Here is an 18,911-nt window from a genome sequence, read left to right as displayed (position 1 = left end):
GGCAGTCAGGGTCCGGATGAAGGGTCTCACCGCCCTATTTCGACCATTCCAGTCAGAAATTCCAGCCGGAAAGCGCGGCCCGGGCCATGCCGCCGCCAGAACAGCAAACGGGCGCCTGCATCCGGCGCCCGCTAGTTTCAGCAGAACTGCGCGACTCAGTCGTAGGTCCGCTGATCCTCGATCACCAGCCCGTCATTGGGCAGCGCGCCAGGGTCCACCACCTCGACCTTGCCCTTGAGCTTCAGCACCTCGATCACCGACCGCGCATAGGCCACCTCGTCGCCGCCCGCGGCTTCGATCTGCACGGTCATCGCGTCCATCTCGCCATCGCGGCTGGCGATCACCCGGGCCTTGACGATCTCGTCATGTTTTTCGACCAGCGCCGCCACCTGCTCGGGGCGCACGAACATGCCCTTGATCTTGGTGGTCTGATCGGCGCGGCCCATCCAGCCCTTGATCCGCATGTTGGTGCGGCCGCAGGGCGAGACACCCGGCATCACCGCCGACAGATCGCCGGTGGCAAAGCGGATCAGCGGATAATCGGGATTGAGCGTGGTCACCACAACCTCGCCCACCTCGCCCGGCGCCACCGGGTTGCCGGTGCCGGGAGTGACCATCTCGACGATCACATGCTCGTCAACGATCATCCCCTCCATCGCCGGGCTTTCATAGGCGATGTTGCCCAAATCGGCGGTGGCATAGCACTGCAGGCAGGTAATCCCGCGGTCGGCGTATTCCTGGCGTAGGGAGGGGAACAGCGCGCCACCGCCCACCGCCGCCTTGGAGAACGCCAGCTCCACGCCCATCGCGTCCGCCTTGTCCAGGATCACCTTCAGGTAGTCCGGCGTGCCGGCATAGGCGGTGGCGCCCACGTCGCGCGCAGCTGTCACTTGCAGCTCGGTCTGGCCGGTGCCGGCCGGCAGCACCGCGGCGCCAACCGCCCGCGCGCCGTTTTCAAAGATCATGCCCGCAGGCGTCAGATGGTAGCCGAAGCAGTTCTGCACCACATCGCCCTGCCCGATCCCGGCGGCGTTCAGGAACCGCCCCATCCGCCACCAGTCACCGTCCACCCCGCCCGGCTCGTAAATCGGGCCGGGGCTCTGGAAGATATGGGCAAAGCCATGTGCAGGCTTCACGGTGAAGCCGCCAAAGGGAGGTTTCTCCGCCTGCGCCCGGCTCAGCTCCGATTTGCGCAGCACCGGCAGCTTGGCCAATGCCTCAGCCGAGGTCACCGCGGCCGGGTCCACCCCGTCCAGCAGCGTGGCATACCCGGCTGCACTCTTAGCGCGGGCGATCTGCTCCGGGAGCGCCTTTGCCAGGTCTGCGGCGCGTTCGTCTGCGCTGCGGGTTTCAAGCGTGTCAAAAAAGCTCATCACGTCATCTCCCCGCATCAGCTCAGCCACCTCTTGCGCCGGCGGTAGGACCGCACGTCGCGGAAGCTCTTGCGTCCCTCATCCGACATCCCGAGGTAGAATTCCTTCACGTCCGGGTTTTCCCGCAGCTCGGCAGCGGGACCGTCCATCACCACCCGGCCCGATTCCAAAATGTAGCCATAATGCGCATAGCGCAGGGCCACGTTGGTGTTCTGTTCCGCCAAGAGGAAGGTCACGCCCTCGTTTTCATTGATCGACTTCACGATCTCGAAAATTTGCTCCACCAGCTGCGGCGCCAGGCCCATTGAGGGTTCGTCCAGCAGGATCGTCTCCGGCCGCGACATCAGCGCGCGGCCCATCGCCACCATCTGCTGCTCGCCGCCCGAGGTATACCCCGCCTGCGACTTGCGGCGCTCCTTCAGGCGCGGGAAGTAGCTGTAGACCATTTCCAGGTCTCTCTGGATGTTCGCGCCGCCATCCGAGCGGGTATAAGCGCCGGTCAGCAGGTTCTCTTCCACCGTCAGATGCTCAAAGCAGTGGCGGCCTTCCATCACCTGGATGACGCCCTTCTTCACCAGCTCCGCCGGGTCCTGCTCATGCACGTGGTCGCCGCGGTATTTGATCGAGCCCTTGGTAACCTCACCGCGTTCCGAATGCAGCAGGTTCGACACTGCCTTCAGCGTTGTGGTCTTGCCGGCCCCGTTACCGCCCAGCAGCGCGGTGATGCCGCCTTTGGGCACATTCAGGCTCACGCCCTTCAGGACGAGGATCACGTGATTGTAGATCACCTCGATATTATTGACCTCCAGCAGGGTCTCGGCCTGCACGTCGGCGGTGTTCGCTGCATCCAGCATCAAAGCGTGTCCTCATGCCTGTCCCGGACCAGATCCGGGATCCCGTTGAGTGGCGCGGCAGCTTGCCGCCGCGCCGGTTTCTGTCCGGCCCCCCAAGAATGCGGGGGGCCGGCATGAAGCCGTTATTTGCAAGCAGGTTCGATGTTGTTCTCTGCTGCATAGGCAGCCGAGTCTTCCTCAACCAGCTTGCCGATCACTTCGGTGTCCGACGGTTTGAAGTCAGAGATCAGCGACCAGGTTTTGCTGTCCGCATCCCACTGGGTCACACCAACCAGGCCGGGGCCGCCGTGGTTTTCGCAGGAGACGTTGAAGGTCGGACCGAAGTTCGGCATTCCCAGCGCTTCCATCTTCGCCTCGTCGATCACTAGCGCTTCCATGCCGTCGCGCATCATCGCCGGGGTGATGTCCTTGGTGCCGTGGATTTCCTGCGCGGTCTTGGCAGCTTCGGCCGCCAGCATCGCCGCGTACATGCCGCGGTTATACAGGACGTTGCCGACCTGATCGCCGGCACCTGCTGCCTTGCCCGCATCCACGACGTATTTCTGGATGTCGTCAAACACAGGGAAGTCGCGGCCCACGTTGTGGAAGGTCACAGCCTTGTAGCCGTCAGCCTTGTCGCCCGCGGGCAGCACGTCATGCTCGGCACCGGACCACCACACGCCGATGAAGTTCTCCATCGGGAAGCGGATGTTGGCGGCTTCCTGGATTGCCACCTGGTTCATCACGCCCCAGCCCCACATCACGACATAGTCGGGACGGTCGCGGCGGATCTGCAGCCACTGCGATTTCTGCTCCTGGCCGGGATGATCGACCGGCAGCGCTACCAACTCAAAGCCGTGCTTCTTGGACAGCTCTTCCAGGGTGCGGATCGGCTCCTTACCATAGGCGGAGTTGTGGTAGACCAGCGCAATCTTCTTGCCGCTCAGATCGCCGCCGTTCTCTTCCAGCAGGTAGTTCACCACACCCGAGGCACCGTTCCAGTAGTTGGCCGGGTAGTTGAATACGTGGCTGAATACTTCGCCGTTCGCCGCCGATGTGCGGCCATAGCCCATAGTGTGCAGCGGGATGTTGTCCGCGGTCACTTTGGGGATCAGCTGATAGGTGATGCCGGTGGACAGCGGCTGATAGACCAGCGCGCCCTGGCCCTTAGTCGACTCGTAGCACTCAACACCCTTTTCGGTGTTATAGCCGGTCTCGCATTCAATCACCTTGGCCGGTACACCGCCGATGCCGCCATCGCGCTCGTTCAGCAGGGTGAAATAGTCGTTGTAGCCGTCCGAGAACGGGATGCCGCCCGCCGCATAAGGCCCGGTCCGGTAGCTGAGGTCCGGGAACACCAGATCGGCCATTGCCGGACCGGCTGCCATCGCGGCGCTCAGCGCCAGTGTGGTCAGTGTCTTTTTCATCGGCTTAAATCCTCCCTTTGGTCTTATCCGATGGTTTCGTTCGGCGGGGGTGGTCTTGGTTTTCTCCCCGCCAGCGTGTGTGCCGCCCCGCCTTAGTGCGGGAAGGGCCAGAGTCTCAGTTTTTCCTTGGCAACGCGCCACAGCTGCGCCATGCCGTGCGGCTCCGCGATCAGGAAGACGATGATCAGCGCGCCGACGATCACCAGCTGGAAATGCGCCACGATGTCGGTGGGCCAGTTCAGCAGGTCGACGCCGACCACCTTCAGCACCACCGGCAGCAGCACCAGGAAGGCAGCACCGGCAAAGGAGCCGAAGATCGAGCCCAAACCGCCCAGGATCACCATGAACAGCACCAGGAACGATTTGTTGATGCCAAAGGCCTCGCCGACCTCGACCGCGCCCAGATAGACCGCAAAGAACAGCGCACCGGAGATGCCGATAAAGAAGCCGGAGACAGCAAAGGCGGTCAGTTTGGCCTTCAGCGGGTTCACCCCGATGATCTCAGCCGCGATGTCCATGTCGCGGATTGCCATCCAGCTGCGGCCCACGGTGCCGCGGGTCAGGTTGCGGGCAATCAGCGCGCAGATGGTCAGGAAAATCAGGCAAAACAGATAGGTGGCCCAGGCCGGCGCATTGGGGCCGGTGATGATGATGCCAAAGGTATCGCGCTCCGGCGCGTTGATCTGGCCCGAGGCCGAATAGTTGTAGAACCACGGCACCCGGTTGAACAGCCACACCAGGAAGAACTGCGCTGCCAGCGTCGCCACCGCCAGATAGAAGCCCTTGATGCGCAAGGACGGCAGGCCGAACAGCACACAGACCCCTGCGGTGATACCGCCCGCAAGCAGCACGTGAATGAACATGCTGACTTCCGGGAAGGCAGTCATCAGCTTGTAGCAGGCATAGGCCCCCACCGCCATGAACCCGCCGGTCCCCAGGGAGACCTGTCCGCAATAGCCGACTAGGATGTTCAGCCCGATTGCCGCAATCGAGTAAATCAGGAACGGCAGCAGGATCGCATTGGCCCAATAATCGTTGATCAGGAAGGGGATGAGGCCAAAGGCCACCGCCAGCACCACATAGTACCGGTAGCGGTCGAACTTGATCGGGAAAGTCTGGCTGTCATCTGCATAGGAGACTTTGAAATCCCCGGCTTCACGGTAGAACATGTCTCAGATGCTCCCTTTCTCTTGCAAACGGGACCCGGTCCGGGTGTCTGTCTTGAATGTTTCAGCGGCGGCACTCATTCGACCTGCCCCCACTGCGCCTGCGCGGCGTCACGCTGTTCGCGGGTCATCCGCGCCGATGGTCTGGCATATCCGCTGTGTTCGCTGCCGCGCACCAGCCGAAGGTAGGCGATGATGCCTGTGATAAGCCCGGCCGAGGCCAGCAGCGCTGCGGTCACCACCTGGGTTTCGCTATAGCTTTCCGCCGTCAGCGCCAGATAGCCGAAGGACCAGAACCCGGCCCAGGCGACCACATTGACGATGGCAATCAGCTTGTTCATGCCGCCGCCCCGACGTTAACCACTTCTTCAGAAATCCCGGCTTCGCCACATTTCGCCCAAATCTCTTTGCCAGCATGTTGGCGGGTAAAGTGAGTGGGACTAATGACCGCGATTTTCGAGGAAATCCGGCGGCTGGAGGCCGCGCGGAAGAAGGGATGGATTTCAGCATCCGAATACGCAGTGGCCAAGGGCCGGCTGCTGGAAACCGTCGAGGACGCAACCGTGCTGCCGCCGTTTGAAGCGCAGCCGCCAAGGCGGGCAGTTGCCAGAGACGCACCCGGCCCTTGGGGGCCGATGCTGATCGGGCTATGCGGGGCGGGAGTGCTGACCTTCCTCGCCGGGCAGGTGATTGGCGATCTCACCATCGCTTTCACACTGGTTGCTAGCGTCTTTGCCGCCGTCGTCATCGCCGCCTTCCGCCGGCTCGAGGGCTGAGCACGCAGGGAGCAGATCATATGAGCCTCAGACCCGTTCAATGATCTTCTCCCCGAACAGGCCCTGAGGACGGAACACTAGGAACAGCAGCGCCAGCACATAGGCAAACCAGTTCTCGGTGGCGCCGCCGACCATCGGGCCGATGGCGAATTCGAACAGTTTCTCGCCCACACCGATGATCAGGCCGCCGACAATGGCGCCGGGGATCGAGGTGAAGCCGCCCAGCATCAGCACCGGCAGCGCCTTCAGCGCGATCAGCGACAGCGAGAACTGCACGCCGGACTTGGTGCCCCAGACGATGCCGGCAACCAGCGCCACAAAGCCTGCGACCGACCAGACCAGCACCCAGATGAAGTTCAGCGAGATGCCGACCGACAGGGCTGCCTGGTGGTCATCCGCCACAGCGCGCATCGCCCGGCCCTGTTTGGTGTACTGGGCAAAGCAGACCAGGCCCGCCACCAGCAGCGCCGCGATGACGGTCGCCACGATGTCCAGATTGTCGATAAAGAAGCCGTAGCCGAAGATGTTGAAGGTGGTCTCGTCAATCCACAGGTTGATGCCCTGCGGCAGGCCCACGTCCAGCGTCTTGATCTCGGAGCCCCACATCAGGTCAGCCACGCCTTCCAGGAAATAGGCAAGCCCGATGGTGGCCATGAACAGGATGATCGGCTCCTGCCCCACCAGATGCTTCATCACCAACACCTGCACCAGCCAGGCCAGCAGCACCATCACCGCCACGGTCAGGGCAATCGCCAGCACACCGGGCACGTTCCAGCCGAAATGGGTGACGTGGCCGCCGAAGACCGCGTTGATCACATGCGAGAAAGGCACCTGCCCCTGCATGATCCCGACCAGCGTCATCGCCGCAAACAGCGCCATCACGCCCTGGGCATAGTTGAAAATGCCGGACGCCTTGTAGATCAGGACAAACCCCAGCGCGACCAGCGCATAAAGCACGCCCGCCATCAGGCCGTTCAGCGTGACTTCCATCGCAAAGACAAGTTGTTCGGGCATTAGAGGCTCTCCTCGGAATTCTGCGCTGCGGCGGTGCACAGGGGGTGCACAAGGGGTGTACGGGTGTCACCCTGCCGGCGGCTGGTGTTGCTGCAGTGCAACTCAGTCATGGCTGACCCCCAGATAAGCGTCGATCACATCCTGGTTATTGCGCACCTCATCCGGCGTGCCGTCACCGATCTTCTTGCCGTAATCCATCACCACGACCCGGTCGCTGAGGTCCATCACCACGCCCATGTCATGCTCGATCAGGGCAATGGTGGTGCCGAACTCGTCGTTCACATCCAGGATGAAGCGGGACATGTCCTCTTTCTCCTCGACGTTCATGCCCGCCATCGGCTCATCCAGCAGCAGCAGCTTCGGTTCCGCCGCCAGCGCCCGCGCCAGTTCGACCCTTTTCTTCAGGCCATAGGGCAGCCGCGCCACCGGAGTCTTTCGGATATGCTGAATTTCCAGAAAGTCGATGACCCGCTCCACGATCTCGCGGTTTTCGGTCTCTTCCTTTTCCGCTTTGCCCTTCCACAGAGCCTGCGAAAACAGTCCTGTTTTCATATAGTTGAGCCGACCGGTCATGACGTTGTCCAGAACGCTCATGCCATCAAACAGCGCGATATTCTGGAAGGTCCGGGCAATGCCCTGGCGGGCCACCTCATAGGGTCTCATCTGCGGCCGCTTGGAGCCGCGGAACCAGACTTCTCCCTCCTGCGGCACATAAAAGCCTGAGATCACGTTCAGCATCGAGGATTTGCCGGCACCGTTGGGACCGATGATCGCACGGATCTCGCCCTCGCGGATGTCAAAGGAGATGTCCTTGATCGCCACCACGCCGCCGAACCGCAGGGTGATGTTCTTCATCTCCATCACCACACCGCCGATGGTGCGGCCGTCTTCGGTGACGTAGCTCTCGGAATTGTCAAGCATAACAACGGCCTCCATTTTTTTGCCACATAGAAATTTTAAGATTTCCATGCGATACTTGTGGGAAACGAGCAGCAAGGAGATCGACGTTATGTTCGGCGAACTTGAGCATTCCTGCCTTCTGAAGATGGCACTTGAATGCAAGCAGATGGGCCTCAGCCAATCCGAAAGCCTGGCCTCCATCATTGAGCAGACACACGGGTTCAGTTCCACCTTCAAGATTCAGCAGGTGGTCAACACCGCGTTCCACCCTGAACTCAACCCCGACCTGATCTGAGACCGTTCCGGCCTGCCCGGCACGGGGCGGGATTATTTCCGGAGATACGTGCGTCATTCCGCGGCCACCTTGTGAACCGCTGCCGGTTTCACTTCGGCATCGACAATGGTCAGCGTCGCTTTGATCGAGCCTTTGCGGCCGTCCTCATAGGTCACTTCCGTGACGGTCGAGACCTTTTCCGAACCGTCGTAAAGCGCGGTGATGATATCGTCGAACTTCTCTTCCACGATACGGCGGCGCACCTTGCGGGTGCGGGTCATCTCGCCGTCATCGGCATCCAGTTCCTTGTGCAGCACCACAAAGCGGTGAACCTGGCAGCCTGACAGCATAGGATCCTCGGCAACCGATTTGTTCACTGCGCTCACATGCTCGCGGATGGAGGCCAGCACCTGCGGATGGCCGGCCAGCTCCTGATAGGAGGCATAGGCGATATTATTGCGCTCAGCCCAGTTGCCTACCGCCGTCAGGTCGATGTTGATGAAGGCGACACAGCGGTCCTTGCCATTGCCGAACAGCACGGCTTCCAGAATGTCCGGATAGAATTTCAGCTTGTTTTCCACATACTTGGGCGCAAACATGCTGCCGTCGGCCATCTTGCCAACATCCTTGGCGCGGTCGATGATCCGCAGATGGCCAGAGCCTTCCTCGAAGAAGCCGGCGTCGCCGGTGGCCACCCAGCCTTCGGGATCCTTGGTGGAGGCGGTGGATTCCGGGTTGTTGAAATACTCCACGAAAGTCCCCGGCGAACGGTAGTAGATCTCTCCGTTGTCGCCGATCTTGATCTCCACCTCCGGCGCCGGCACGCCGACGGTGTCAGCACGCACTTCGCCATCCGGCTGCACGGTGATGAACACGGTCGCCTCAGTCTGACCGTACAGCTGCTTCAGGTTGATGCCCAAAGAGCGGTAGAAATCGAAAATCTCAGGCCCGATCGCCTCGCCCGCGGTGTAGCCCACGCGGATGCGGCCATACCCCAGCGTGTCCTTGAGCGGCCCGTAGACCAGAAGATTGCCCAGCGCATATTTCAGGCGGTCCATCATGCCGACGGGCTTGCCGTCCAGAATGTCGCCGCCGACTTTCTTGGCGTGGGCCAGGAAATGGTGGAACATCTTGCGCTTCATGGCGCTCGCGTCCTCCATCCGGATCATCACATTGGTCAGCTGGCCTTCGAACACCCGCGGCGGCGCAAAGAAATATGTCGGACCGATCTCGCGCAGGTCGGTCATCATGGTGTCGGCGCTTTCCGGGCAGTTCACGCAGAAGCCGCACCAATAAGACTGGCCAACCGAGAAGATGAAGTCGCCAACCCAGGCCATCGGCAGGTAGGAGAGGATATTCTCGCTCTGTGTCAGCTTGTCGAACTCGGCGGAGTTCTTGGCGCTTTCGATCACGTTGCGGTTCGACAGCACGACGCCCTTGGGCTTGCCGGTAGTGCCGGAGGTGTAGAGCATCACGCAGGTGCTGTCATAGTTCAGCTTGCTCTGGCGCGCGTTCAATTCGCCGATCAGCTCGTCATAGGCCGCCCGGCCCTGATCCTGGATATGGCTGAACTGGTGCAGCTGGGTGTGGTCGTATTTACGCATGCCGCGCGGGTCGAGATAGATCATGTGCTCAAACTGATGAAGCTGATCCTGAATCTCGATCACCTTGTCGGCCTGCTCCTGATCGCCCACGATCACGAAGCGCGCGCCGCAATGGCCCAGCACATAGGCCATCTCCTCGGCCACCGCGTCCTGATATAGCGGCACCGGCACGGCGCCGACTGCCTGCGCAGCAACCATCGACCAGTAGAGATACGGGCGGTTGCGGCCGATAATGGCAACGAAATCACCTTCGTTCACGCCAAGGTTGATTAAACCCAGCGCCAGCGCCTCGATTTCCTTTGCCGCCTCGGCCCAGGTCCAGCATTGCCAAATGCCGAATTCCTTTTCCCGGTAGGCCGGCGCGTTTGCGAATTGCGCCGCATTGCGTTGAAGCAGCGCCGGCAGGGATTGCTTCCCCTCGGCGCCCATCTGCATCTGAGCCAACTTTTTTTCCTCCCTTTCCGGCGTTGCTGCCGGACCGACCGCCGTCCGCGGTTCTGGCCCCGATTAGGGACAGCCATAGGTTAGCCCGTCAACTTTTTCCTGAAGTTTTCCTAAATCTTACGAATTGTAACAGACGTCTTCCCCTTGTTTTACAGGTTGTTACGCGAGGCGCCGCGGCGCCCATCGCCGGGAATCCTTCCTGCCGTGCGGCGGCCGCGTCTGAAACTGCGCGGGATGCGCACAGATCGGTAATAGGCCGAATCAAAGGACCAGTGACTCTTTCTGAAATGCGAATCTGAAAGGGGCGGCAGCCGCTCCCTTCATCCGGCAATCAGGAGGCGATTTTTGCGGTGCGCGGCGGCCGGGTTCTTGGCCGCGGCTGAATGGCAATTTGCCCCTGTTCGATAGCGGTGCTAGCCATGGGCCGGGGAGAGCCATGAACCGGACAAGCAAACAGCACGCCGCCATGACCACCGCCGGGCTGAACCTGATCGCCCAGGCGCTGTCGATCTATGACAATGATTTGCGGCTGGCCGTGTGCAACGGCCGCTTTCAGGAAATGTTCAATCTGCCGGACCACCTGACGCAGCCCGGGGCGTCCTTTGCCGATACCATCCGCTTTCTGGCGGAAAACGGCGAATACGCGCCGGAAACGGATATAGAAGACATCGTGCGGACCCGGGTTGAGCAGGCGCTGGACTTCGTGCCCCACTATCTTGAGCGCGAACGGCCAAACGGGCAGATGATTTCGATCGAAGGCTCACCGTTGCCGCAGGGCGGCTGGGTCACCGTCTATACTGACATCACCCGCGCCAAACGGGCAGAGCAGCTGCTGCGTGCCCGGTCGGAAGAGTTGTCCGAAAAACTGATCGCCCACACCGAGGAGCTGTCTGCTGCCAACCGCCAGCTGGAGGCCACCAATACCGCGCTGGAAGAGGCCAAGCGGCAGTTGACCGAGATCGAAGGCCGCACCCGGCTGACCACCGAAATGATGCCCGCCCATATCGCTCATGTGGATGCGGATGGCTATTACACCTATACTAACCGCCGCCTCAGCTCTGTATTTCCCAGCCGCCCCTCGGACATTTTGGGCATGCATATCTCGGACGCGCTGGGGCCTGACGCCTTTGAACGGATTGAGCCGCATCTGCTGGCTGCCTACAAGGGCGGCAGCCCGGTGTTCGAGTTCACCGAAAGCCACAGCAGCCGCCGCATCCGGGTGGCTTTCACACCGGATCAGCAGGGCGGGGTCTATATCCTTTCTATGGACGTGACCGAAGAAACCCAGGCCCGCGTTGCCCTGCAACAGGCCCGCCGCCGAGAGATGGCGGCGCAGATGACCAGCGGGCTGGCACATGACTTTTCCAACCTCCTGACCATCATTCTTGGCATGCAGGGCAAGCTGGAAAAGATGGGGCTGAGCAGCGAAGCAGCGGAGATGGTTCAAGGCACCCTGTCTGCGGCAAGGCGCGGCGGACGGCTGCTGAACCGGATTGCAGAAATGACCGGCCAGCGCACCCTGCGCCCTCAGGCCACAAACATGCATGAGCTTCTGGGGGAGCTGAAGATCCTGGCTTCCCCTTCGCTGCCGCAAGGTATGGGGCTCAGCATCCTCGACAACATGCCGGATCAGGTGCTGCTGCTGGACAGCGGCAAGCTGCAGGATGCGCTGCTCAACCTGATCCTGAATGCCCGCGACGCCTGCGGCACCTCCGGCCAGATCACCGTCAGCGCCCATGCAGTCGGCCAGACCTGGGTGGAGATCACCGTCACCGACACCGGCCCCGGTTTCTCTGCCGAGGCGCTGGAGAAAGCCCTGAACCCGTTTTTCACCACCAAGGGCAGCGAGGGCTCCGGCCTGGGGCTGCCGATGGTCTATGACATGGCCAAGCTTGCGGGCGGCGACATGCGGCTTGGCAACACCCTGACCGGCGCCTCAGTCACCCTGCGGCTGCCCTACCGGCAGGCCCCGGATGCCAAGGGCGGCATGGCGCTTTTGGTCGAGGACAGCGAAGAGCTGCGCGCCAGTTTCCGCGACATGCTGATCGACCTCGGTTATTCGGTTATCGAAGCGGCCAGCGTCGATGAGGCAAGCGCGCTCACCGCCGACCTGCCGGACATCGCGCTGGTGCTTTCAGACATCAAACTGGAAGGCAGCGCCACCGGCATCGACCTGGCTGCCCGCCTGGACGGCTCAGGCCTTCCCATCATTCTGATGACCTCGCTGCCGACTAGCGACCCTCTGTTCCGCAAGGCATTGAAATGGGGGCCGGTTTTGCGCAAACCTTTCACCACCCACCAGCTGTCCGAATTGATCGCACCGGAGCCCGCCGCATGACATCGCCCCTGGTCACCATCCTGGATGACGAGCCGGAAATCCGCCGGATCCTGACCGAAACGCTGGAGGACGCAGGCTTCCGCACCCAAAGCTTCGCCCGCGCGCGTGAATTCGAGGCGGCACTGAACCGGGTGACACCGGACGTCTGCCTTGTGGATCTGTCGCTGCCCGATACCGACGGGCTGGCGCTGGTCCACCGCCTGGCGCTGGAACAGGGGGCGGCAGTCATCATCATCTCCGGCCGTGCCCAGGTGCAGGACCGGGTAACCGGGCTGGAGCTTGGGGCAGATGACTATATCACCAAACCTTTTGATCCGGCCGAGGTGGTGGCCCGGGTCCGCGCCCGCCTGCGCAGCGGCCCCCGCACCGCCGCACCCGCCAGCGAGACCGCCCGGTTTTCCGGCTGGACCGCCCATTTCGACCGCTACGTTCTGGAGGATGACACCGGCGCCGAGACCCCCTTCTCCCATGCCGAAGGCGAGGTTTTGCGGCTATTCCTGGACAGCCCCAAGCGGCTGATCTCCCGCGCCCAGATGCAGGAGGCGCTTGGCGGTGCCGCTGGTGAAAGCTTCGATCGGGCGATGGATGTGCGCATCTCGCGCCTGCGCACCAAGCTGCGCGAAGACCCCAAGAACCCGCGGCTGATCAAGACGATCTATGGCGCGGGCTACATCTTTCTGGGCGACGTGGACTGGGTCTGACCCCGCCAAAAAAAATATAAAGCCGCCTGAAAACACTGTGCTTTCTCCCGTCAGATGGAGGACTGCGCAAAGACGCGCCACTGGCCTCTTGCCCGGGCGAATCGCTGCGCGTAGAATCATTGCATGGCCACCTGTCTGCTCTACCGCCAAGCCCACTCGCGCCCGTCGCGGTTCTACCGCATCGAGCTGGCGATGAACTTGTTTTCCGAGGTTTCCGTGCTGCGCGAATGGGGCGTGGCCGGCGGCAGCGGGCGAAGCGTTATCAACATCTACGGCAACCTGCGTGAGGCCTCGCTGGCCGCCGACAAGCACCGCAAGCGAATGCTGAAACGCGGCTACGGCCGGGCCTGACCCGCGCCGCGCCAGCGGCGCCCGGCCCAACTGTGACGGGCATTCTTTGAATGTCCAAGAACAGGCGGGAGCACCCTGTCTCTGTTGCATACCGCCAGATTCATCCCGCCAGTGCCCGGGCCGCGCTGTCCAGCACCTGCAATCCCAGCACCAGATCCGCCTCGTCCGTGTCCTCGTCAAAGGCATGGCTGATGCCTCCAATCGAGGGCACAAACAGCATCCCCGCAGGCATCACCGTGGCCAGATTGGCCGCATCATGCAGCGCGCCGGAGGGCATTTTCTGCCATTTCCCGGGTGCAAGCGCCTCCGCCGCGGCAGCCAGTTCCGCCTGAAACCGCGCATCCATCGCCGCCGGTTCGATCCCCATCACCGTACTAAGTTCCGCTGTTACGTTATGATCGGCCGCGATCTCCTGGGCGGTCTCCCCGATAAGAGTCTCCATCCGTGCCAGCCGGTCTGCATCCGCATCGCGCCATTGCATCGAGAACTCCACTCGCCCCGGCACCACAGAGGATGCATTCGGGTGCAGCGCCACATGGCCGATGGTCCAGACCGTGGCCGGGTTCACCACTTCGGCAATCCGGCTGTTCAGCGCTGTGTTGAATGCAGACAGCGCCTGGAACGCGTCCCGGCGCAGGTGCATCGGCGTGGTGCCCGCGTGGTTCTGGCGGCCTTCGAAACTGATCCGCATATCGCGGATGCCGACAATATCCGTCACCACCCCCAACCCAAGCCCGGTTTCCTCCAAATAGGGCCCCTGTTCGATATGCATTTCCAGGAAACCGCTGAACAGGTTATGCGGCAGGAAATTCCCGGCTAAACCCGCCATCTTCGCCCGCATCTCCGCAAGAGTATTGCCGGCAGTGTCGGTCAAACCGTCAGCCTTTTCCAATACCAGCTTGCCGGTCCAGACATCCGATCCGGTCAGAACCCCGAACCGCCCTTCCTCATCCTGAAAACTGACGCAGGAAATCGGCGGCCTGCCTGCTTCCCTGGCCGCACGGGCGACCTCCAACCCGGCCACCACGCCCAGCGCCCCGTCCAGCCAGCCGCCCTCGGGCTGGCTGTCGCTGTGCGAGCCCACCAGCATGCTCCTTTCCCCGGCCAGCCCGAAAAGATTGCCTAGCGGATCGAAATGCGGCTCTAAACCGGCCTTCTTCATCCTCCCCGCCAGCCATCTGCGCGCCGCAATATCGGCATCCGAATAGGCCTGGCGCATCACCCCTTTGCCCACGCCCGACGCGCCAAAGCTGCGCAGCTTATGCAGGTCATCTAGAAATCGCTGTGGATCAAGGGGCATGACAGGTCTCCGGAGTTGCAGCTATAGAGTGCGTCAGGATTTCCCCGCCCTCAATCAATTTGACCAGGGCAGGGCCAAGCCCACTCTTTCCTCTGCCCGGAACCTCCCCTAAGACTTCCCCGGTAACAACGGAGCCGCCCGCCCATGTCTCACATCACGCTGATCCGTCACGGCCAGGCCAACACCAGCGCCCGGGATGAGGCGAGCTATGACCGGCTGAGCGATCTGGGCCACCAGCAGGCCGCCTGGCTGGGAGACCACCTGCGCAGCAGCGGCAATCATCATCCGCGTGTCTATTGCGGCACCCTGACCCGGCATATCGAGACCGCCGCCTCAATGGGATATACGGACGCCGTGCAAGACGCGCGTCTCAACGAGATGGAGTATTTCACCTTGGCTGAGGCGATGCGCGATCAGCACGGGCTGCCGATCCCGCAAGAGCGTGAAGGCTTTGTCGAGCATCTGCCCAAGGTCTTTACCGCTTGGGCCGCAGACGAAATTTCAGAGCCTTACGAAAGCTGGTTGCATTTCGAAACCCGCACGCGGCAGGCGCTGGAGGAGATCGCCGCAGGCGAAGGGCCGGCGCTGGTGGTCACCTCGGGCGGGCTGATTTCAATGGCGCTGCGCCAGGCAATGGGGCTGGACACCACGGGCATGGCGCGGCTTGCGCTGGCGATCATGAACACCTCCATGCACCGGCTGTTTCCCATCGGCGGCCACTGGAGCCCGGTTTTGTTCAACGCAGTGCCGCATCTGGAAGCGCCGGACCGGCATTTTGCCCAGACACATCTGTGACGTCGGAACGGGAGGAAGACCATGCAGCTGTATTACGCCCCAAACACCATTTCAGTGGCTGTGGCCATCGCGCTGGAAGAAGCCGGGATCGACTATGAGACGGTGGAAATCGACTTTGCCGCCAAGCAGCAGGCTGGCGCAGCTTATGCTCAGATCAACCCCAAGGGCCGGGTTCCCGCGCTGGCCGTCGAGGGCGGCATCCTGACCGAAACCGGCGCCCTTCTGGAATACATCGCCGACACGGCGCCCGAGGCCTCCTTGCGCCCGCAGGATCCGGTGCGGCTGGCCCGGATGCGCGAGGTGATGTTCTACCTTGCCTCCACCATGCATGTGAACCACGCCCACCGCCTGCGCGGCGCCCGCTGGGCCAAGGAGCGGTCCAGCTGGAAAGACATGCAGAAGATGGTGCCGCAGACCATGACGGCCTCCTGCGTGTACATCAGCCAGTTTGGCCTGCGCGGGCCGTTTGTGCTGGGTGACGGAATAAGCCTCGCCGATTGCTATCTATATGTGGTCTGCACCTGGCTTGAAGGCGACGGGGTAAACGTGGCGGACTTCCCGAAAATCCAGAACTTCATGACGGCAATGGAACAGCGCGAGTCCGTGCGCGCGGTCTATGCCAAGGGAATGCTTTGAAGGACATGACAATGACGCATCTGTGGGTACGGGCCGAACAGCGCCCCAATGAAGAGCGGGTGGGCCTCACCCCCGAAGGGGCCAAGGCGCTGCTAGCAGGCGGCATCAAGGTCACGGTGGAGGAAAGCTCGGTGCGGGCAATCCCGCTGCAGGGCTACATTGACGCGGGCTGCGAGATTGCGCCGGAAAACTCCTGGCCCCAGGCGCCTGCAGACGCAATCATCTTCGGCCTCAAGGAACTGCCCGAGGACGGCACCCCGCTGCCGCACCGCCACATCATGTTCGGCCATGCCTTTAAGGGCCAGCACTCCGGCAAGGCTCTCCTGGAGCGGTTCAAGGCCGGCGGTGGCACGCTTTATGATCTGGAGTATCTCGTCGATGAGGCCGACCGCCGGGTTGCTGCGTTTGGCTACTGGGCAGGCTATGCCGGGGCTGCGGTGACGCTGAAGGCCTGGGCGGCCCAGCAGCGCGGCGAGGTCTGCGGGCCGGTTGGCGTTTACGGCGGCAAGGATTCGCTGCTGGCCGAACTTGGCGCAGAGCTTGACGCACTGAACAAGGACCGCCCCACTGCCATTGTCATCGGCGCGCTTGGCCGGGTCGGCACAGGCGCTGCTGATCTTTGCGAGGCAATGGGCGTGCAGGTCACCAAATGGGACATGGCCGAAACCGCAAACGGCGGCCCCTTCCCGCAGATCCTGGACCATGACCTGTTCCTGAACTGCATCTTCGCACGTCCCGGCACCCCGGTTTTTGTTCCCCGTGAAGCATTGGCTGCGGAACGCAAGCTGACCGCCATCGGCGATGTCGCCTGCGACCCGGACAGCGATTACAACCCGGTGCCGGTCTATACCCAGGCTACTACCTGGGACGTCCCCGTGGTGCGCGTTGCCGAGAACCCGGTGCTTGACGTCATGGCCATCGACAACCTGCCGTCGATGCTGCCGGTGGAAAGCTCGGAGGATTACGCCGCCCAGCTGCTGCCCTCGCTGCAGGCTCTTACCGATCTGGACAGGGGTGTCTGGGGCCGGGCCAAGGCCACCTTCCTGGAGCATGTGCCCGAATGATCGCGCCTTACGTCGGCTATTTGGCGGCCATCCTGGGCACCGTCTGCTGGATCCCCCAAGCCTGGAAGGCCTGGGCCTCCCGCGACACCTCCGGCCTGTCGCTGCCCTCGAACCTGATGTTCCTGGCCACGGTTTCTCTATGGCTGGCCTATGGGGTGATGGTCGGCGACTGGCCTTTGATCCTGGCAAATATCTGCGCCGTGACCGCCATTCTGGTGATCGTCACAGCCAAACTGAAATTCGGATAAGGGAGAACTCTCATGACTATACACTGGTGCGGCACCGGCCTGTCGGCAATCCCCGGCCTGCGACGCCTGCTGGAAGCAGGCCACGACGTGGCGGTCTGGAACCGGACCACGGACAAGGCGCGCGAGGCAGTGGGCGACCTGACCACCAACATCCACGCCTTCAGCATCGCCAACCTGGGCCAGATGCTGAGCCCCAAGGACGTCATCGTCTCGATGCTGCCCGGCGACTGGCACGTTTCGCTGGCGGAGCTGGCGATTGAACACGGCGCGCACTTTGTCTCCTCCTCCTACATCGCGCCGGAAATGCGCGCGCTGGACCAGAAGGCCAAGGATGCAGGCGTCTGCCTGATCAACGAGGTGGGGCTGGATCCCGGCATCGACCACCTGATGGCGCATGCGCTGGTGGCGGACTACAAAGCGTCCGATGCCTTTGACCCGGAAAACGAGATCAGCTTCATCTCCTACTGCGGCGGCATTCCCAAAATGCCGAACCCGTTCCGCTACAAGTTCAGCTGGTCGCCGCTTGGCGTGCTGAAAGCGCTGCGCTCGCCCTCCAAGTCGATCCGCGATTTCAAGGAACTGGATGTCGCCCGCCCCTGGGATGCGATCTCCTCTTACGAGGCGCCGCTGCCCGCACCGGAGACCTTCGAAGTCTACCCGAACCGCGACTCGATCCCGTTCATGACGCAGTATGAATTCGGTGAGGACTGGAAGGTGAAGGAATTCGTCCGCGGCACCCTGCGCCTCAACGGCTGGGCCGACGCATGGGCGGACGTGTTCAAGGAGGTCGAGACCCTCTCCGGCCCCGAAGGCGACGCTCGCCTCAAGGAAATGTCGGACCAGTTCTGGGCCGAGAACGCCTATGACGAAGGTGAGCCGGACCGAGTCGTCCTCTGTGTGGGCCTGAAGGCTGAAAGAGACGGTGCCGAGGTCTGGCACAAGACCTACGTTATGGACGCCTGGGGCGACGAGCGCGGCACCGCGATGGCGCGCCTGGTGTCGTACCCGGTGTCGTTCGCGATTGAGGCCGCCATGAACGGTAAGATTGCCGCCGGGGTTCACGCCGCCCCCAGCGGTCCGGCTCTGGTGGAGAAATGGATGGGTGAAATCGGCAAGCTGGCGCAGCACCTCGAGGTTGTTGACAGTAAGGGCTGACAGCCCGGAGTGCCCGCAAGCGGAACCTGCGGGCACTCATCAAGATCCTCTGTTCATGTGGCCTCAAATATCCCGGGATCCGGGGCAGCGCCCCGGGTGTCGCGTCAACAGCAGAGGGCGCCATAACCGCGGCGCCCCTTTTCTGTGCGAATACAAGGAATTTCTGACGGTTTGGTTGCCCGGCCTTAGCGGCCGATCACGTCGTCCTCGACGTCGTTTACGTCGATGCCCAGCGCCTCCAGCCCGGCCTCCAGATTGTCCGCCAGATGCGGCGTGCCAAGCAGGTAATCAACGGTCGGCGTGGTTGCCTCCTGGCGGGCGGTATATATTGCCTCGCCCAGTTCCTCAGGCTCGAAGCTCCCGCGGCCGACCCACATGATGCCGACCAGTTCGGACTGCTGATCCTCGCTCATCCGGTCGATGAAGGCGCGCAACTCGCCCTCCGCCCGCCCCAGTTCACGGGCCATCATCGCCACCTGTGCCACCTTGCGGACTGAGATCTCCAGCATTGC

Annotated in this window: 20 protein-coding genes; 10 read left to right on the top strand and 10 right to left on the bottom strand. The window is 62.4% G+C overall.

What is annotated here, in order from left to right:
* Window positions 1-155: 155 nt before the first annotated feature.
* From ACTRWG_RS07780 to ACTRWG_RS07760, 5 genes are all read right to left on the bottom strand, one after another.
* Window positions 156-1,373: a phenylacetate--CoA ligase family protein gene (locus ACTRWG_RS07780; RefSeq protein ID WP_462829191.1), complete on the bottom strand. Its 1,218-nt coding sequence runs from the start codon at window positions 1,371-1,373 to the stop codon at window positions 156-158.
* Window positions 1,374-1,390: 17 nt separating this feature from the next.
* Window positions 1,391-2,227: an ABC transporter ATP-binding protein gene (locus ACTRWG_RS07775; protein ID WP_027235681.1), complete on the bottom strand. Its 837-nt coding sequence runs from the start codon at window positions 2,225-2,227 to the stop codon at window positions 1,391-1,393.
* A 122-nt stretch (window positions 2,228-2,349) separates the two neighbouring features.
* Entirely contained in the window at window positions 2,350-3,633 is a 1,284-nt protein-coding gene (locus ACTRWG_RS07770; RefSeq protein ID WP_027235682.1) for an ABC transporter substrate-binding protein, read from the bottom strand.
* A 92-nt stretch (window positions 3,634-3,725) separates the two neighbouring features.
* On the bottom strand, window positions 3,726-4,802 hold the full coding sequence (locus tag ACTRWG_RS07765) for a branched-chain amino acid ABC transporter permease (protein WP_027235683.1): 1,077 nt from the start codon (window positions 4,800-4,802) through the stop codon (window positions 3,726-3,728).
* A gap of 74 nt (window positions 4,803-4,876) precedes the next feature.
* Window positions 4,877-5,140, bottom strand: a complete 264-nt coding sequence (locus ACTRWG_RS07760; protein WP_027235684.1) for a hypothetical protein — start codon at window positions 5,138-5,140, stop codon at window positions 4,877-4,879.
* A 102-nt stretch (window positions 5,141-5,242) separates the two neighbouring features.
* Here ACTRWG_RS07760 and ACTRWG_RS07755 point away from each other — a divergent pair, with 102 nt between their 5' ends.
* Window positions 5,243-5,575 (top strand): hypothetical protein, encoded by a 333-nt coding sequence (locus ACTRWG_RS07755; protein WP_027235685.1) that lies wholly within the window; start codon window positions 5,243-5,245, stop codon window positions 5,573-5,575.
* Between the two features lie 27 nt (window positions 5,576-5,602).
* Here ACTRWG_RS07755 and ACTRWG_RS07750 read toward each other — a convergent pair whose 3' ends face one another.
* A complete protein-coding gene (locus ACTRWG_RS07750; RefSeq protein ID WP_027235686.1) occupies window positions 5,603-6,589 on the bottom strand; it encodes a branched-chain amino acid ABC transporter permease in 987 nt (328 codons plus the stop codon).
* A 102-nt stretch (window positions 6,590-6,691) separates the two neighbouring features.
* A complete protein-coding gene (locus tag ACTRWG_RS07745; RefSeq protein ID WP_027235687.1) occupies window positions 6,692-7,510 on the bottom strand; it encodes an ABC transporter ATP-binding protein in 819 nt (272 codons plus the stop codon).
* A 46-nt stretch (window positions 7,511-7,556) separates the two neighbouring features.
* Here ACTRWG_RS07745 and ACTRWG_RS07740 point away from each other — a divergent pair, with 46 nt between their 5' ends.
* Window positions 7,557-7,784 (top strand): hypothetical protein, encoded by a 228-nt coding sequence (locus tag ACTRWG_RS07740; RefSeq protein WP_245597361.1) that lies wholly within the window; start codon window positions 7,557-7,559, stop codon window positions 7,782-7,784.
* Window positions 7,785-7,837: 53 nt separating this feature from the next.
* Here ACTRWG_RS07740 and ACTRWG_RS07735 read toward each other — a convergent pair whose 3' ends face one another.
* Window positions 7,838-9,802 carry an AMP-binding protein gene (locus tag ACTRWG_RS07735; protein ID WP_027235689.1) on the bottom strand — a complete coding sequence of 655 codons (1,965 nt, stop codon included), beginning with the start codon at window positions 9,800-9,802 and terminating at the stop codon, window positions 7,838-7,840.
* A 445-nt stretch (window positions 9,803-10,247) separates the two neighbouring features.
* On the opposite strand from ACTRWG_RS07735, the gene ACTRWG_RS07730 reads away from it, so the two are divergent.
* The 3 genes from ACTRWG_RS07730 to ACTRWG_RS07720 all read left to right on the top strand — a co-directional run bounded on the left by ACTRWG_RS07730 (window position 10,248) and on the right by ACTRWG_RS07720 (window position 13,201).
* Window positions 10,248-12,149 carry a hybrid sensor histidine kinase/response regulator gene (locus ACTRWG_RS07730; protein ID WP_027235690.1) on the top strand — a complete coding sequence of 634 codons (1,902 nt, stop codon included), beginning with the start codon at window positions 10,248-10,250 and terminating at the stop codon, window positions 12,147-12,149.
* Window positions 12,146-12,850: a response regulator transcription factor gene (locus ACTRWG_RS07725; RefSeq protein WP_027235691.1), complete on the top strand. Its 705-nt coding sequence runs from the start codon at window positions 12,146-12,148 to the stop codon at window positions 12,848-12,850. The genes ACTRWG_RS07730 and ACTRWG_RS07725 overlap by 4 nt, the downstream gene beginning before the upstream one ends.
* Before the next feature lie 123 nt (window positions 12,851-12,973).
* Window positions 12,974-13,201: a WGR domain-containing protein gene (locus ACTRWG_RS07720; RefSeq protein ID WP_027235692.1), complete on the top strand. Its 228-nt coding sequence runs from the start codon at window positions 12,974-12,976 to the stop codon at window positions 13,199-13,201.
* A gap of 100 nt (window positions 13,202-13,301) precedes the next feature.
* Here the strand turns inward: ACTRWG_RS07720 and ACTRWG_RS07715 are convergent, their stop codons facing one another.
* Entirely contained in the window at window positions 13,302-14,501 is a 1,200-nt protein-coding gene (locus ACTRWG_RS07715) for a hydantoinase/carbamoylase family amidase (RefSeq protein WP_462829190.1), read from the bottom strand.
* 144 nt (window positions 14,502-14,645) lie between these two features.
* Here ACTRWG_RS07715 and ACTRWG_RS07710 point away from each other — a divergent pair, with 144 nt between their 5' ends.
* Genes ACTRWG_RS07710 through ACTRWG_RS07690 form a run of 5 tightly spaced genes read left to right on the top strand, consistent with a single transcriptional unit; the run spans window position 14,646 to window position 18,399 of the window.
* Entirely contained in the window at window positions 14,646-15,296 is a 651-nt protein-coding gene (locus tag ACTRWG_RS07710) for a histidine phosphatase family protein (protein WP_027235694.1), read from the top strand.
* Between the two features lie 21 nt (window positions 15,297-15,317).
* A complete protein-coding gene (locus ACTRWG_RS07705; protein ID WP_027235695.1) occupies window positions 15,318-15,932 on the top strand; it encodes a glutathione S-transferase family protein in 615 nt (204 codons plus the stop codon).
* Window positions 15,933-15,943: 11 nt separating this feature from the next.
* Complete coding sequence (locus ACTRWG_RS07700) at window positions 15,944-16,996, top strand: saccharopine dehydrogenase (protein ID WP_027235696.1); 1,053 nt, start codon at window positions 15,944-15,946, stop codon at window positions 16,994-16,996.
* Complete coding sequence (locus ACTRWG_RS07695; protein ID WP_027235697.1) at window positions 16,993-17,244, top strand: SemiSWEET family sugar transporter; 252 nt, start codon at window positions 16,993-16,995, stop codon at window positions 17,242-17,244. The genes ACTRWG_RS07700 and ACTRWG_RS07695 overlap by 4 nt, the downstream gene beginning before the upstream one ends.
* Before the next feature lie 12 nt (window positions 17,245-17,256).
* A complete protein-coding gene (locus ACTRWG_RS07690; protein ID WP_027235698.1) occupies window positions 17,257-18,399 on the top strand; it encodes a saccharopine dehydrogenase family protein in 1,143 nt (380 codons plus the stop codon).
* 185 nt (window positions 18,400-18,584) lie between these two features.
* Here ACTRWG_RS07690 and ACTRWG_RS07685 read toward each other — a convergent pair whose 3' ends face one another.
* The gene (locus ACTRWG_RS07685) at window positions 18,585-18,908 is read right to left on the bottom strand and encodes a DUF3775 domain-containing protein (protein WP_019295110.1); all 324 of its coding nucleotides are present in this window, start codon (window positions 18,906-18,908) and stop codon (window positions 18,585-18,587) included.
* Between the last annotated feature and the right edge of the window lie 3 nt (window positions 18,909-18,911).

It is taken from the genome of Leisingera sp. G5_S3_59_S7, assembly GCF_054968485.1.
The sequence above is the reverse complement of the archived record's forward strand: the minus strand, read 5'-3'. Positions and strand labels throughout refer to the sequence as shown.